Consider the following 14,195-nt stretch of genomic DNA (forward strand, 5'->3'; position numbering starts at 1 on the left):
AAGCCGCGACAGGTCGTCAGTCTTACTTGCGCAAAGCGCAGGCGTACATGTTGATTTCCATGCCGACCGGCACTTCCACAATCTTCGGAGCTTTCCAAGCCATTCGGGGGTCTCCCAAGGGATGAGCGCGACATCGCGCGGGGCAAAACCTAGGGCTGCATCAGCGACAGCGCAAGTCTGGAATCAGACGACGAACACCGCGAACTGTCGCATCGCGCTCGCGAATTTCCCTCTCGGGCAAAACGCCTTCGCTCCCAGTCAAGCGCGACTTCTCTCAGCGCAACAATCGCAGCAACGCGCGGCCGGCGCGCGAGTTCAGCTCCTTCGCATCCAGCGTTCCATCCTTGTCGGGATTTGCCGCGTTGAAACGCTGCTCCACCACCGAGAGATACTCGTCGAGCGTGAGGGTCCCGTCACGATCGGGATCGGCGGCGGCGAGTTCTTTCGCCGTTAACCGTCCGCGCAATTCGCGGGCGTCGAGCGTGCCGTCGTGATCGGGATCGAGCTTGGCGAACAGTGCGGCCGCCGCCTTCTTCACCTCGGCAAGATCGAGCGTACCGTCATTGTCGGTATCGAACATTTTTACGGCGCCGCCGGATGCCGACGAGTCCGGACCGGACAGCAGTGCAATCGTGAGCGCAAGCGCAACAGAGCGACGCGATATCATCAGAATCTCCCTGACCGAGAGCTCCGATTCGGAGCCGGATCGTAATGACATAAGTCCACAAGCGAGCTTCCGTTCTAGCCCCGAATTGCAACCTGCGCACTGCACAACCCGCAGAACCCGACGGCCCAGGCGCGGCGGCCCCGCATGGGCTCCGCTTCGTGCCGCGGAATTTCTTCAGCGCCTGCGCACAAGTTGAGAGTCGTTTGTAAGGTTTCCGTCAGGTGACCGGCGTCTGGCATCCAACATATCGGCAGCGCGCCTTCGACTTTCGTATTGACGCGTTTTGCATTCGGGCGGAGTGTTGCTGTCGCAGCGTCAACAGGCGCGCATATTGGGAGGAACGGATGAAACGCTTTGCGATGGCCGCGAGCCTCGTCATGCTTGCATCGACTTGTGCAAATGCACAAACCAGCGAGCAGCTGGTCAAGGGCGCGACCGATACATCGAACGTTCTCAACTACGGGATGGGCTACAATCTCCAGCGCTTCTCGACGCTGAACCAGATCAACAAGGACAGCATCAAGAACCTTGTCCCGGTCTGGAATTACTCCTTCAACGACGATCGCAGCGAGGAATCGCAGCCGCTGGTGTATCAGGGCGTGATCTACGTGACCTCCCACAACGCGACCATGGCGGTCGACGCCAAGACCGGCAAGCAGATCTGGAAGAGCAAGATCGAGTATCCCGCCGAGACGCCGCGCATCGTCTGCTGCGGCATCATCAATCGCGGCGCCGCGCTCTACGACGGCAAGGTATTCCGCACCACGCTCGACGCCAACGTGATCGCGCTCGACGCCAAGGACGGCAAGGAATTGTGGCGGCAGAAGGCGGCCGACATCAAGGAAGGCTATTCGATGACGGTGGCGCCGCTGGTCGCCGACGGCGTCGTGATTACCGGCATCTCCGGCGCCGAGTTCGGCACCCGCGGCTTCATCGACGGCTGGGATCCGGCGACGGGCAAGCACCTGTGGCGTACCCATTCGATCCCCTCCCCCGACGAGCCCGGCGGCGACACCTGGAAGGGCGATACCTGGAAGCTCGGCGGTGGCTCGACCTGGATCACGGGCTCCTACGATCCCGAGCTGAACACGGTGTATTGGGGCATCGGCAATCCCGGACCGTTCAATTCGGCGGTGCGCCCCGGCGATAACCTCTACACCTGCTCCGTGCTGGCGATGGATCCCAAGACCGGCAAGATCAAGTGGCACTACCAGTTCTCGCCGAACAATCCGTTCGACTATGACAGCGTGGCCGAGATGGTCCTCGCCGACATCAACGTCGAGGGCAAGCCGACCAAAGTGTTGATGGACGCCAACCGCAACGGCTTCTTCTACGTGCTCGACCGCACCAACGGAAAGCTGCTCGCGGCCAATCCTTACGTGAAGGTCAACTGGGCGACCGGAATCGACATGAAGACCGGCAAGCCAATGGAGACCGACGTCACGACAGGTGCTCGGGAAGGCAAGAAGGTGACAGTCTATCCGTCGATCCTCGGCGGCAAGAACTGGGAACCGATGTCGTTCAATCCGCAGACCGGATTGGCCTACGCCAACACGCTCGCCTTCGGTGGCCGGTACAAGACCGAACCCGTCACCTTCAAGCAGGGTGAATGGTATCTCGGCATGGACCTCACCGATCTCTGGGAGTGGGGTGACGGCCCGCGCGGTCATCTGAAGGCGATCGATCCGATGACCGGCAAGGCGAAGTGGGAGGCGCCGAGCGACATCCCGCGCTTCTCGGGCGTGCTGTCGACCGCGGGCGGCGTCGTGTTCTCGGGCGCGCTGACCGGCGAGTTCGAGGCCTTCGACGCCGACACCGGCAAGAAGCTCTGGCAGTTCCAGACCGGCTCCGGCATCGAGGGACAACCGGTGACATGGCAGCAGGATGGCGTGCAGTATGTCGCCGTCACCAGCGGCTATGGCGGTGTCTACTCGCTGTTCTCCGGCGACGAGCGGCTTGCCAAGGTGCCGCCCGGCGGCTCGCTATGGGTCTTTGCGGTCAAGCAGTAACCACGGCGCGATGCTGAACGACGGATCTCACAAGACGGCGGCGATCCTCGCCGCCGTCGCGGTGCTCACGGTCGCGCTTGCGGCGACCGTTCGTGCCGCGGATGACGCAACCGGCAATCCCGTGCAGGCACAGATCGACCACGGCAAGTCGACCTATGCCGAAAAATGCTCGCACTGCCACCGGCCCCAACATGATGAACCCCGGCACCATCACGCCGGACCTGCGCGCCTTCCCGAACGACAAGACGCGCTTCGTCACCACGGTGAAGAACGGCAAGAACAACAAGATGCCGCCCTGGGCCGACATCCTCAACGACGACGAGATCGGGGATCTCTGGGCTTTCATCTCGAGCCGGAGGAAGCCATGAAGACCTGGCACGTCGCGTGGAGCGTTGCCGCGATTCTCGCGGCGGCGGCCACGGCTGCGCGCGCGGCCGACGATCCGCTCAGGATCTGTCTCGACGAGGACCGGCCGCCGCTCTCGGTGCATCACAAGGGCAAGCCGGATTCCGGCTTCGACGTACGGCTGGGGCAGGCGCTCGCCGACCGGCTCGGACGGCCTCTGACGATCCAGTGGTTCGAGAGCAAGCTGGATGAGGATTCGAGCCCGCAGCTCGAGGCCAATGCGCTGCTGTCCGACGGGCGCTGCTCGCTGGTCGGCGGCTACGCGCTGACGACGGATTCCCTCGTCAAGCCCGGCATGAAGACGGCACGCTTGCCGGATTTTGCCGGCGCCACCCGTGACGACCGGCGCCGCCGCGTCGCGCTCGGCGTGCTCGCACCGAGCCAGCCCTATGTTTACTCGCCGATGACGGTTGTGCTCGGGCCGAAGGCGCAGGGCCGCAAGATCGGCGATATCGGCGACCTTGCCGGCCTTCGCCTCGTCATCGAGAGTGGCTCGCTGGGCGATGCCGTCCTGATGACCTTCGACAAGGGGCGCCTGATCGACAACATCACCCATCTCGTCCCCGGTCGCGACGATCTCCTCGGCGCGCTCGCTCGTGGCGACTACGACGCGACGCTGATCGACCTCGGCCGTTTCGACGCCCATCGCGCCGCGCATCCCGACACGGCAATCACGGCGTCCGGCTATTACTATCCGATCGGCGCCAACCGCGGCTATGTCGGGCTCGCCGGCGATCCCGCACTGATCGACGCCGTCAACACGGCGCTGAGCGGGCTTGCTGCCGAGGGCAAGATCGCCGAATTCGGCAGGCAGGCAGGGCTGACCTATCTGCCGCCGCGAGAGCCTGCGATTCTTGGCGACGTCTGGAGGAAGATCATCCAGCGGTGAGATGGCCTGACATGCGACCACACTGGATCGCCCGCCTTCGCGGGCGGCCTGGAGCCGGACTGAACCTCGAGGCAAGGTGCCTTCGCCGGCATCCGACCAAAGCCTGGTGTCGGAAACGCGTTTTCGCGCTATGATTGTGCGACGCTGGCGGAAGATCTCCCCGGCGCCGACGAGAAAGGCCGATCCCATGACACCGGATGGCGTCACACCGGATGGCGTCGCCATAGCCGTCATGATCATTCTGCTCTTTCCGATGGGCTATTTCACGCTGGCTTCGCCCGCCTTCCTGCTGGTGAAGCTGGATATCCAGCCCGTCGCCCAGCTTTTGCGCGGAATGTTCAATGCCCATTTTCTGGTGATGCGCGTTGCCGGAATCATCGGAACGGTCGCTTTCCTGCTCGACGGTCGTTTGCTCGCTGCGATGGGCGTTGGCTTGGTTACAGCCCTGGCGATCTACGGACGCCGCGGCTTCATGCGGCGGATCGACGACCAGCTCAGCGCGCGAGACGCCGGCGATACCGAAGCCCCACGCCGATTACGCCGGTTACATTGGAGCGGGATGCTGGGCAACGCGGTGCTGCTCGCCGCTCTCGTGGCCGGTATTCCCTACGTCGCCCTATCGGCGTGAGAGACATCGCGGACGTGTGACGGTCATTTGCTCTCGGCGACCGCCGAGCTTGGCGTTCGCCTAATGCTCGTCCGCGGCAACGGCGCCCTGTTGCGCCTTGTGGATCGAGGACGGCACTACGCCGAAATATTTCCGGAACACGCGGCTGAAATGCGATGAGCTGGAGAAGCCCCAGGAGAACGCGACATCGGTGATGGTCTTGCCGGCATGGGTCTCGAGTTCCTGGCGGCAATTCTGAAGACGCGCCTGCCAGATGTAGTCGCTCACCGTGGTGCCGCGCTCGGAGAACAACATGTGCAGATAGCGTTTGGAGCAGCCGAGCTCGGCGGAGATCTGGTCGATGCACAGATCCGGATCGCGCAAATGCTCGCGAATGAAGAACTGCGCGCGCACATACGTCGCTTCGGGCCCGACGCGATCGAGCATCGTGTCCGCCTCGCGCAGCGGCAGCAGCAAAAGGTCGATCAGCGAATCGGCGACGCCGACCGCACTGTTCGCCGACAGCTTGGCCGCCTCGTCGAAGGTCGCATGGACGAAATCATGGGCGATCCGCCCCGTCCCCGTGCGTGACGTCAATTTGCAGGCGGGCATTCGCTGCGACGGGAATCCGCGGTCGCGCAGCAGCGCCTTCGGCACGATCACCACGTCGTGGCGCGTGAAAGCGGGGCTGATGATCGAATGCGGACAGGAGACGTCATAGGCGATGATGTCGCCCGGGTTCAGCTCGATGTGGCGGCCATCCTGCTCGAAATAGGACACACCGTAAGTCTGGAAGTGGATCTTGATGTACGGGTGCTCATTGGCCTTGGCGCGCGCCAGCGTGTGCGCGATGCGGTGCTGGCTGACCTCGATCTGGCAGAGCTTCAAGCGCGAGACGGAGGTGTAGTCGATGCGGCCTTCGAGCGAGGACGCCTCCAGCGGATCCACGTCGAAATGCCCACACAGGCTCGTCAGCCCATCGATCCAGCTCTGGATCTGCCGCTTCGGCGTCATTCCCGTCGTCGAGAGCGTGTGTATTGTGTCGGACATTAATCCAGCCACTGGTTTGATCCGGAGATTCGATACGAATCGCAACCAGCGCTGCCGGAGCCCTCAGCCATGATTGCGTGACGTTTACCTCGATTTGAGCGATCTTCTAGAACGAGCGCCATCGTTCCATTGTCACCCTTGAAAGTTAATCCTCCGCCTTAGTCGCAGCGCCGTCAAGGGGAACCTGAGCGTTGAAGACGGCCCCAAAGCAATGCGGAAGCTGCTGAATTCGCTACTGCAAAATCAAAATCTTCGTGTCCGTGCGCTGTCAAGCAAACCAGCTTCTCTCTTGGGCAAGTTTCCCGATTACGAAGTCGTTACGAATTGCGGCAGGAACAACAAGAACGGGCCGCTCTGCACGTGGACCCGTGACTCTCATCAGGAGGAGGTAACACCACCGCATCGTTTCTGGTCCCAATCGTGACCGCCCTGCACGAGCAGACGCCGGACGAAAAAGCCCGGTGATTAAGCAATGCTTCGGAAACAATAAACGAGACCAATGGAGGAATGACTATGCGCAAGGTACTACTGGCGGCCTATCTTGGCTCCGCGGCGGCTCTCGCCGTCGGCAGCGCGTCGGCCAACGATGAAGTGCTCAAGATGTCGCAGAACCCGAAAGACTGGGTGATGCCGACGGGCGACTACGCCAATACCCGCTATTCCAAACTGAACCAGATCAACGCACAAAACGTAGGCAAGCTCCAGGTCGCTTGGACCTTCTCGACCGGCGTGCTGCGCGGCCACGAAGGCGGCCCGTTGATCATCGGCAACATGATGTACGTCCACACGCCGTTCCCGAACAAGGTCTACGCTATTGACCTTTCCAACGAGAACAAGATCGTCTGGAAGTACGAGCCGAAGCAGGACCCGAATGTCATCCCGGTGATGTGCTGCGATACGGTCAACCGCGGCTTGGCCTTTGGCGACGGCAAGATCTTCCTGCATCAGGCCGACACCACGCTCGTCGCACTCGACGCCAAGAGCGGTCAGGTGGCATGGACCGCGAAGAATGGCGACGCCAGCAAGGGCGAGACCGGCACTTCGGCTCCAATGGTCGTCAAGGACAAGGTGCTGATCGGCATCTCTGGCGGCGAGTTCGGCGTTCAGGCCCATATGTCCGCCTACGACATCAAGACCGGCAAGCTGGCATGGCGTGGATACTCCGAAGGGCCGGATGATCAGCTTCTGGTCGACCCCGAGAAGACCACCGCACTCGGCAAGCCGATCGGCAAGGACTCCAGCCTCAAGACCTGGCAAGGTGATCAGTGGAAGATTGGTGGCGGTGCGACCTGGGGCTGGATCTCCTACGATCCCGCGCTGAACCTCGTCTATTACGGCTCCGGCAATCCCTCGACCTGGAATCCGAAGCAGCGTCCCGGCGACAACAAATGGTCGATGACGATCTGGGCCCGCAACCCGGATACGGGCGTTGCCAAGTGGGTCTATCAGATGACGCCCCACGACGAGTGGGACTATGACGGCGTCAACGAGATGATCCTCTCGGACCAGACGATCAACGGCGCGCCGCGCAAGCTGCTGACGCACTTCGATCGTAACGGCCTCGGCTACACGCTCGATCGTGTCAACGGTGAGCTTCTGGTCGCCGAAAAGTACGATCCGAAGGTGAACTGGACCTCCGGCGTCGACATGGACAAGAACTCGCCGACCTATGGCCGTCCGAAGGTGCTCGACACAGCTTCGACCGACAAGGCGGGCGAGGACCACAACGTGAAGGGCATCTGCCCGGCCGCGCTCGGCACCAAGGACGAGCAGCCGGCAGCCTACTCGCCGGACACGCAGCTGTTCTACGTTCCGACCAACCACGTCTGCATGGACTACGAACCGTTCAAGGTGAGCTACACCGCGGGCCAGCCCTATGTGGGTGCGACGCTCTCGATGTATCCGCCGCAGGGTGAAACCCATATGGGTAACTTCATCGCCTGGGACGGCAAGACCGGCAAGATCGTCTGGTCGAACAAGGAGCAGTTCTCGGTCTGGTCGGGTGCACTCGCAACCGCGGGCAACGTGGTGTTCTACGGAACGCTCGAAGGCTACCTGAAGGCAGTCGATGCCAAGACCGGCAAGGAGCTCTACAAGTTCAAGACTCCCTCCGGTATCATCGGCAACGTCACCACCTACGAGAACGGCGGCAAGCAGTATATCGCAGTCCTCTCCGGCGTGGGTGGCTGGGCCGGTATCGGTCTGGCGGCGGGTCTGACCGATCCGACCGCAGGTCTCGGCGCAGTAGGTGGCTACGCGGCGCTCAGCAGCTACACGGCACTCGGCGGTACGCTGACCGTGTTCTCGCTGCCCAACTAGGCCTCTCAGCATCGCTCCGGCGCGTGGATCTACTCCACGCGCCGGCTCGTCTCACAGAATGCCTTCCGAGGAAAATCTCTTGCGTAAAATCTGCTCTGCCATCGCTGCGATGTTTTTGATTGCGTCCGGGGGAATTGCCGTCGCGGACGGCTCAGGTGATCCGACCGCCGTCAAGCAGAACGAAACCGGCGAATGGTCCGACAAGGAAGGCAACCCAACCTACAAGATCACGGAGGGCTCTGTGGACTGGTACACCTATTCCGGGTACCGCCGCTATCACTCGGACTGCCATGTGTGTCACGGCCCGGATGGAATGGGCTCGACCTACGCCCCGGCGCTGAAGGATTCGCTGAAGACGATGAGCTACGCGGATTTTCTCGGCGTCGTCGCCTCCGGCCGCAAGAACATCTCGACTGCCCAGGAGAACGTGATGCCGGCCTTCGGCGATAACCCGAACGTCGCCTGCTACATGGACGATCTCTACGTCTATCTGCGCGCCCGCTCCAACGAGGCCTGGGGCCGCACCCGACCTGGCAAGCACGAGGACAAGAACGACGCCTATACCAAGAACGAAGATTCGTGCATGGGCAACAAGAAGTGAACGTGCGGAGCCCGACCAGGACCTGGTTCCTGGCGCCCTGCTAGAATTTGAGGAGTTTACGATGAAGACACGTGCCGCCGTCGCTTTCGAAGCCAAGAAGCCGCTCGAGATAGTGGAGGTCGATCTGGAAGGACCGAAGGTCGGCGAAGTCCTGGTCGAGATCAAGGCGACGGGCATCTGCCACACCGACGCCTACACGCTCGACGGCTTCGACAGCGAAGGAATCTTCCCGTCGATCCTGGGCCATGAGGGCGCCGGCATCATTCGCGAGATCGGTCCTGGCGTGACCTCGGTGAAGCCGGGCGACCACGTCATCCCGCTCTACACGCCGGAATGCCGGCAGTGCAAAAGCTGCCTCAGCCAGAAGACCAATCTCTGCACCGCAATCCGCGCGACTCAGGGCAAGGGCGTGATGCCGGACGGCACCAGCCGCTTCTCCTACAAGGGCAAGCCGATCTACCACTACATGGGCTGCTCGACCTTCTCGAACTTCACCGTGCTGCCGGAGATCGCGGTCGCCAAGATCCGCGAGGACGCGCCGTTCGACAAGAGCTGCTACATCGGCTGCGGCGTCACCACCGGCGTCGGCGCCGTCGTCAATACCGCCAAGGTCGAGCCGGGCTCCAACGTCGTGGTGTTCGGCCTCGGCGGCATCGGCCTCAACGTGATCCAGGGCGCCAAGATGGCCGGCGCCGACAAGATCATCGGCGTCGACATCAACGACTCCAAGGAGGAATGGGGCCGGCGGTTCGGCATGACCGATTTCGTCAATCCCAAGAAGATCACCGGCGACATCGTCCCGCATCTCGTGACCCTGACCGACGGCGGCGCCGACTACACCTTCGACTGCACCGGCAACACCACGGTGATGCGCCAGGCGCTGGAAGCCTGCCATCGCGGCTGGGGCACCTCGATCATCATCGGCGTTGCCGAATCCGGCAAGGAGATCGCCACCCGCCCGTTCCAACTCGTCACCGGGCGCAACTGGCGGGGCACCGCCTTCGGCGGCGCGCGCGGCCGCACCGACGTGCCGAAGATCGTCGACTGGTACATGAACGGAAAGATCCAGATCGACCCGATGATCACCCACACGCTCAAGCTCGAAGACATCAATAAAGGCTTCGAGCTGATGCATGAGGGCAAATCCATCCGTTCAGTCGTCGTGTTCTAGTTCGAAAAGCGTCACCCCCAAGGAGGATCGACCCATGACTGTTGCACTCCATCCCTCGATCGATAACGGCCTCAAACAGGGCAGCGGCAGCTTTGCCGGCGGCACGCTCGTATGCAAATGCAAGGACCATCAGGTCAAGGTCGCCGTCAAGGGCGACGTCGCGCACAACCACGCCTGTGGCTGCACCAAGTGCTGGAAGCCGCAGGGCGCGAATTTCTCCGTCGTCGCCGTGGTGCCGCGCCAGAACGTCAGCGTGATCGAGAACGGCGACAAGCTCCAGATCGTCGACCCCTCTGCGGTGATCCAGCGCCATGCCTGCAAGGCCTGCGGCACCCACATGTACGGCCGCATCGAGAACAAGGGCCACCCGTTCTACGGCCTCGACTTCATTCACCCCGAACTGTTCCAGGAACAGGGTTCGCAGGCGCCGCAATTCGCCGCCTTCGTCTCCTCGGTGATCGAATCGGGCGTGAAGCCGGAGGAAATGCCCGGTATTCGTTCGCGGCTGAAGGAAATCGGCCTCGAGCCCTATGACTGCCTGTCGCCGGCTCTGATGGACGCGATCGCGACCCACGTGGCGAAGGCCAAAGCCGCCTGAGCCAAGCCGCCTGACGTTTGCCCGTCCGCTCGCTGGTTCTCGCCAGCGAGCGGACGGTCCGGCCCCGGGACCAATCACGGCGATGCCCCGCTTCTCCACTCTGCGTATACGAGGGCCATCAGGTCCCTCAGTCCTGGTCTCTGAATGACTGCGCAGGGCCGCCGGCTTCCTGCTTGAAGTCCGCAGCGCTTGCGTTTCTCCCTCCCTCGACTGAGGCATCCTGCTTCGTCCGCACAGTTCTTCTGGCGGACGAAGCTTTTTTCATTGTGCCCGTTTCGGGAGGCGCGCTGCGTGATGCAGCGCCCTGCTTTTGACAAACCTTCGTTGCAATCTTTTCCCGTCGATACAGCTGACTAGAGAACACTTGGCTGTGAACGCCGGACCGAGGCGATCTCTGCTACGATTGCGTCGTCACGATGCCGCGCGAAATTCAATAATCAAGAACAAGACGGAGGTATCGAGCACATCCGGACATGACACTCGCATTCCTGCTTCCTGCCGGGATCTGCCCGCGCCGGATGACGGCCGGAACGCGACGACACGACGCAGCAGCATTGCACCGACCGACGTCGGGACAATTTGAAATCGGCAAGCTTATGAAGAGCGAGGGACGATCATGATCAAGGTGAAGATCAACGGCCAGGAACAGAGCTGGGACGGCGACCCGGATCTTCCGCTACTCTGGTTCCTGCGCGACGAGGCCGGGCTGACCGGCACCAAGTTCGGCTGTGGCCAGGCCCTTTGCGGCGCCTGTACCGTCATCGTCGACAAGGAAGCCGTGCGCTCCTGCATCACATCGATCAACGACGTCGCCGGCCGCGAGGTCACGACGATCGAGGGACTGCATCCGAACGGCGATCACGCGGTGCAGAAGGCCTGGCGCCAGGTCAACGTACCCCAATGCGGCTTCTGCCAGGCGGGCCAAATCATGCAGGCGGCGGCGCTGCTGATGGACAATCCAAAGCCGTCGCACGACCAGATCCGCGAAGCGATGGCCGGCAACATCTGCCGCTGCGGCTGCTACCAGCGCATTGAGAACGCCGGTCCATCTCGCATCGACGGGAGTGTGACATGAATTTCATCGACAATCCGGGGAAGCTTCGTGGCTTCGAAAAGAACATCAAGGTCGAGAAAGTCTCGCGCCGCAGCATCCTGAAAGGGCTCGGCATCACCGGCGGCTTCGTGCTCGCTGCCCCCGTGATGTCGCGCCAGGCGTTCGCCTATGAGACCGGCGCCGGCAAAATGCCGCATGGCGTCGTGGTGGACCCGCGCGTGTTCGTCGCGGTCGCGCCCGACGGCACCGTCACCATCCTCGCTCACCGCGCCGAGATGGGTACCGGCGTGCGCACCAGTCTGCCGCTGATCGTAGCGGAAGAAATGGAAGCTGACTGGTCGCGAGTCAAAGTGCAGCAGGCTCACGGCGACGAGGTCAAGTTCGGCAACCAGGACACCGACGGCTCGCGCAGCACGCGGCATTATCTGATGCCGATGCGCCAGATCGGCGCCTCCGCCCGCACCATGCTGGAACAGGCTGCGGCCAAGCGCTGGGGCGTGCCGGCGACCGAGGTCAAGGCCGTCAATCACGAGGTCGTCCACAGCGCGACGAGCCGCAAGCTCGGCTTCGGCGAGCTCGCAGCCGATGCCGCCAAGGAATCGGTGCCGAGTATCGAAGGCCTCAAGCTGAAGAACCCCAAGGACTTCCGCTATCTCGGCAAGGGCCAGGTCGGCATCGTCGATCTCCACGACATCACCACCGGCAAGGCGCGTTACGGCGCCGACGTGCGGCTGCCTGGCATGAAGTATGCCGTGATCGCGCGCCCGCCGGTAACAGGCGGCAAGCTGGTCTCGTTCGATCCGGACGCGGCGCTGAAGGTCCCCGGCGTCGAGAAGGTGATGCAGGTGCGCGGTTGGCCATGGCCGTCGAAATTCCAGCCGCTCGGCGGCGTTGCCGTGATCGCGCGCAACACCGGCGCGGCGATCAAGGGCCGCGACGCACTTAAGCTCACCTGGGACGACGGTGCCAACGGCAAATACGACTCCGTCGCCTACCGCAAGGAGCTCGAGGAAGCCTCGCGCAAACCGGGCCTCGTCGTGCGCCAGGAAGGCGACGCCGATGCTGCCCTGAAGGGTGCCGACAAGATCATCGTCGGCGAATATTATCTGCCACATCTCGCCCATGTCAGCATGGAACCGCCGGTGGCGGTCGCCGACGTCAAGGGCGACAAGGCGGAGATCTGGGCACCGGTGCAGAGCCCGGGCGGCACACGCGAGGACGTCGCCAAGACGCTTGGCATCCCCGAGGGCAATGTCACCGTCAACGTAACCCTGCTCGGCGGCGGTTTCGGCCGCAAGTCGAAATGCGACTTTGCGCTCGAGGCCGCGCTGCTATCGAAGGAGCTCGGCACGCCCGTGAAGGTGCAGTGGACTCGCGAGGACGACGTCCGCCACGACTTCCTGCACACGGTCTCCGCGGAACGGATCGAGGCGGGGCTCGACAAGAGCGGCAAGGTAATCGCTTGGCGCCACCGCAGCGTGGCACCCAGCATCGCCTCGACGTTCGCCGCGGGTGCAAACCACGCGGCGCCCTTCGAGCTCGGCATGGGCCTCGTCGACATGCCGTTCGAGATCGCCAACATCTCTTGCGAGAACCCGGAAGCCGCGGCGTTCACCCGCATCGGCTGGTTCCGCTCGGTCTCGAACATCCCGCGCGCCTTCGCGGTACAGTCGATGGTCGGCGAGATCGCGCATGCGACCGGCCGCGACCAGAAGGAGACGCTGCTGGCGCTGATCGGCAGCCCGCGCATCGTCAAGCCGGCCGTGAAGGACATGTGGAACTACGGCGAGCCCTTCGACAGCTATCCGATCGACACCGCGCGCCTGCGCAAGGTGGTCGAGCTGGTCGCCGAGAAGGGAGAATGGGGCCGCGCGGTCGCCAAGGGCCACGGTCTCGGCATCGCCGTACACCGCAGCTTCGTCAGCTACATCGCGACCATCGTCGAGGTCGCCGTCGACGACAAGGGCAAGCTGACGGTGCCGCGGGTCGACACCGCGATCGATTGCGGCACCTATGTCAACCCCGAGCGCATCGCCTCGCAGATCGAGGGCGCGGCGATCATGGGGCTGAGCCTCGCCAAATACGGCGAGATCAGCTTCAAGGACGGCAAGGTGGAGCAAAAGAACTTTGACGACTTCCAGGTCCTCAGGATGGATGAATCCCCGCTGGTGACCAACGTCTACATCGTGCCGCCCGGACCCGATACGCCGCCGAGCGGAGTCGGCGAGCCCGGTGTCCCGCCGTTCGCGCCGGCGCTGATGAATGCCATCTTCGCCGCGACCGGAAAGCGCATCCGCAACCTTCCGCTCGGTAAGCAATTGGAGGCGTGAGAGCTTGGTCCGGAAAAGTGGACACCGGTTTTCCGAACAGACCATGCTCAATCAGGAAAGAGCGCGATAGAAGTCTATCGCGCTCGGGAACACAAAGCGGCTTCGCGCCGTTTCCATCGATCTGACAGGAGCAGATCGATGACCCATATTTCAAAGGGCGCTCGCAGTTTCGCTGTCGAGCGCCTTTCTTTTGACGACCACAGGCGTGTTCGCCCAGAACAACACGGCGCCGCCAACCACGGCCACGCGCCCCAGCACGCCGGACCAGAACTCCCTGCCCAACGCCAATGCCCCGCCGCCCTCGACCACCCAGACCACCGGGCAGCACAATCCGGATCCCAAGGTTCAGGAAATGAACCAGAAGGAAAAGGGCAAGGTAGAGCGCGAGGGGAAGTAGCGATCTGGCGTCGCGTGCGACCGCATCGTCATGGCCGGGCTTGTCCAGGCTTGTCCCGGCCATGACGACTTCGTGGCGCGGGCAGCAATCCCATCCCG

At 62.9% G+C, this 14,195-nt stretch carries 12 protein-coding genes and 2 pseudogenes; 11 read left to right on the top strand and 3 right to left on the bottom strand.

The features are described 5' to 3' along the window. Positions 1-22: 22 nt before the first annotated feature. Positions 23-103: a pyrroloquinoline quinone precursor peptide PqqA gene (gene pqqA, locus ACVWW3_RS18560; RefSeq protein WP_018460299.1), complete on the bottom strand. Its 81-nt coding sequence runs from the start codon at positions 101-103 to the stop codon at positions 23-25. 171 nt (positions 104-274) lie between these two features. Beyond that, a complete protein-coding gene (locus ACVWW3_RS18565; protein ID WP_456649082.1) occupies positions 275-667 on the bottom strand; it encodes a calcium-binding protein in 393 nt (130 codons plus the stop codon). A gap of 344 nt (positions 668-1,011) precedes the next feature. Here ACVWW3_RS18565 and ACVWW3_RS18570 point away from each other — a divergent pair, with 344 nt between their 5' ends. From ACVWW3_RS18570 to ACVWW3_RS18585, 4 genes and pseudogenes are all read left to right on the top strand, one after another. Further along, entirely contained in the window at positions 1,012-2,676 is a 1,665-nt protein-coding gene (locus tag ACVWW3_RS18570; protein ID WP_456649081.1) for a methanol/ethanol family PQQ-dependent dehydrogenase, read from the top strand. Positions 2,677-2,686: 10 nt separating this feature from the next. Beyond that, positions 2,687-3,044: pseudogene (locus ACVWW3_RS18575) on the top strand (c-type cytochrome). Continuing rightward, on the top strand, positions 3,041-3,970 hold the full coding sequence (locus ACVWW3_RS18580) for a substrate-binding periplasmic protein (protein WP_456649079.1): 930 nt from the start codon (positions 3,041-3,043) through the stop codon (positions 3,968-3,970). The pseudogene ACVWW3_RS18575 and the gene ACVWW3_RS18580 overlap by 4 nt, the downstream one beginning before the upstream one ends. Before the next feature lie 187 nt (positions 3,971-4,157). After that, positions 4,158-4,598 carry a hypothetical protein gene (locus tag ACVWW3_RS18585; protein WP_247349588.1) on the top strand — a complete coding sequence of 147 codons (441 nt, stop codon included), beginning with the start codon at positions 4,158-4,160 and terminating at the stop codon, positions 4,596-4,598. Positions 4,599-4,658: 60 nt separating this feature from the next. On the opposite strand, the gene ACVWW3_RS18590 is transcribed toward ACVWW3_RS18585, so the two are convergent. Then, positions 4,659-5,627 carry a helix-turn-helix domain-containing protein gene (locus tag ACVWW3_RS18590; protein WP_247349589.1) on the bottom strand — a complete coding sequence of 323 codons (969 nt, stop codon included), beginning with the start codon at positions 5,625-5,627 and terminating at the stop codon, positions 4,659-4,661. 513 nt (positions 5,628-6,140) lie between these two features. On the opposite strand from ACVWW3_RS18590, the gene xoxF5 reads away from it, so the two are divergent. The 7 genes and pseudogenes from xoxF5 (at position 6,141) to ACVWW3_RS18625 (ending at position 14,097) form a co-directional block, all read left to right on the top strand. Next, positions 6,141-7,946, top strand: a complete 1,806-nt coding sequence (xoxF5, locus tag ACVWW3_RS18595) for a lanthanide-dependent methanol dehydrogenase XoxF5 (RefSeq protein WP_247349590.1) — start codon at positions 6,141-6,143, stop codon at positions 7,944-7,946. Positions 7,947-8,055: 109 nt separating this feature from the next. Next, positions 8,056-8,547 (top strand): c-type cytochrome, methanol metabolism-related, encoded by a 492-nt coding sequence (locus ACVWW3_RS18600; protein ID WP_247349663.1) that lies wholly within the window; start codon positions 8,056-8,058, stop codon positions 8,545-8,547. Positions 8,548-8,608: 61 nt separating this feature from the next. Further along, positions 8,609-9,718 (top strand): S-(hydroxymethyl)glutathione dehydrogenase/class III alcohol dehydrogenase, encoded by a 1,110-nt coding sequence (locus ACVWW3_RS18605; protein WP_106946409.1) that lies wholly within the window; start codon positions 8,609-8,611, stop codon positions 9,716-9,718. 34 nt (positions 9,719-9,752) lie between these two features. Further along, positions 9,753-10,316 (top strand): S-(hydroxymethyl)glutathione synthase, encoded by a 564-nt coding sequence (gene gfa, locus ACVWW3_RS18610; protein ID WP_247443913.1) that lies wholly within the window; start codon positions 9,753-9,755, stop codon positions 10,314-10,316. 616 nt (positions 10,317-10,932) lie between these two features. Next, positions 10,933-11,386, top strand: a pseudogene (locus ACVWW3_RS18615) ((2Fe-2S)-binding protein). Position 11,387: 1 nt separating this feature from the next. Then, positions 11,388-13,700, top strand: coding sequence for a molybdopterin cofactor-binding domain-containing protein (locus tag ACVWW3_RS18620; RefSeq protein WP_456649078.1), 2,313 nt, complete (start codon positions 11,388-11,390; stop codon positions 13,698-13,700). 190 nt (positions 13,701-13,890) lie between these two features. Next, positions 13,891-14,097: a hypothetical protein gene (locus ACVWW3_RS18625; RefSeq protein WP_456672049.1), complete on the top strand. Its 207-nt coding sequence runs from the start codon at positions 13,891-13,893 to the stop codon at positions 14,095-14,097. Positions 14,098-14,195: the final 98 nt, after the last annotated feature.

The sequence above is a fragment of the Bradyrhizobium sp. LM2.9 genome, from assembly GCF_054056555.1.

Bases quoted from the DNA above. Each gene is read 5' to 3' on its own strand.
- pqqA (WP_018460299.1), bottom strand. From the start codon at position 103: ATGGCTTGGAAAGCTCCGAAGATTGTGGAAGTGCCGGTCGGCATGGAA.
- ACVWW3_RS18565 (WP_456649082.1), bottom strand. From the start codon at position 667: ATGATATCGCGTCGCTCTGTTGCGCTTGCGCTCACGATTGCACTGCTG.
- ACVWW3_RS18570 (WP_456649081.1), top strand. From the start codon at position 1,012: ATGAAACGCTTTGCGATGGCCGCGAGCCTCGTCATGCTTGCATCGACT.
- ACVWW3_RS18580 (WP_456649079.1), top strand. From the start codon at position 3,041: ATGAAGACCTGGCACGTCGCGTGGAGCGTTGCCGCGATTCTCGCGGCG.
- ACVWW3_RS18585 (WP_247349588.1), top strand. From the start codon at position 4,158: ATGACACCGGATGGCGTCACACCGGATGGCGTCGCCATAGCCGTCATG.
- ACVWW3_RS18590 (WP_247349589.1), bottom strand. From the start codon at position 5,627: ATGTCCGACACAATACACACGCTCTCGACGACGGGAATGACGCCGAAG.
- xoxF5 (WP_247349590.1), top strand. From the start codon at position 6,141: ATGCGCAAGGTACTACTGGCGGCCTATCTTGGCTCCGCGGCGGCTCTC.
- ACVWW3_RS18600 (WP_247349663.1), top strand. From the start codon at position 8,056: ATGTTTTTGATTGCGTCCGGGGGAATTGCCGTCGCGGACGGCTCAGGT.
- ACVWW3_RS18605 (WP_106946409.1), top strand. From the start codon at position 8,609: ATGAAGACACGTGCCGCCGTCGCTTTCGAAGCCAAGAAGCCGCTCGAG.
- gfa (WP_247443913.1), top strand. From the start codon at position 9,753: ATGACTGTTGCACTCCATCCCTCGATCGATAACGGCCTCAAACAGGGC.
- ACVWW3_RS18620 (WP_456649078.1), top strand. From the start codon at position 11,388: ATGAATTTCATCGACAATCCGGGGAAGCTTCGTGGCTTCGAAAAGAAC.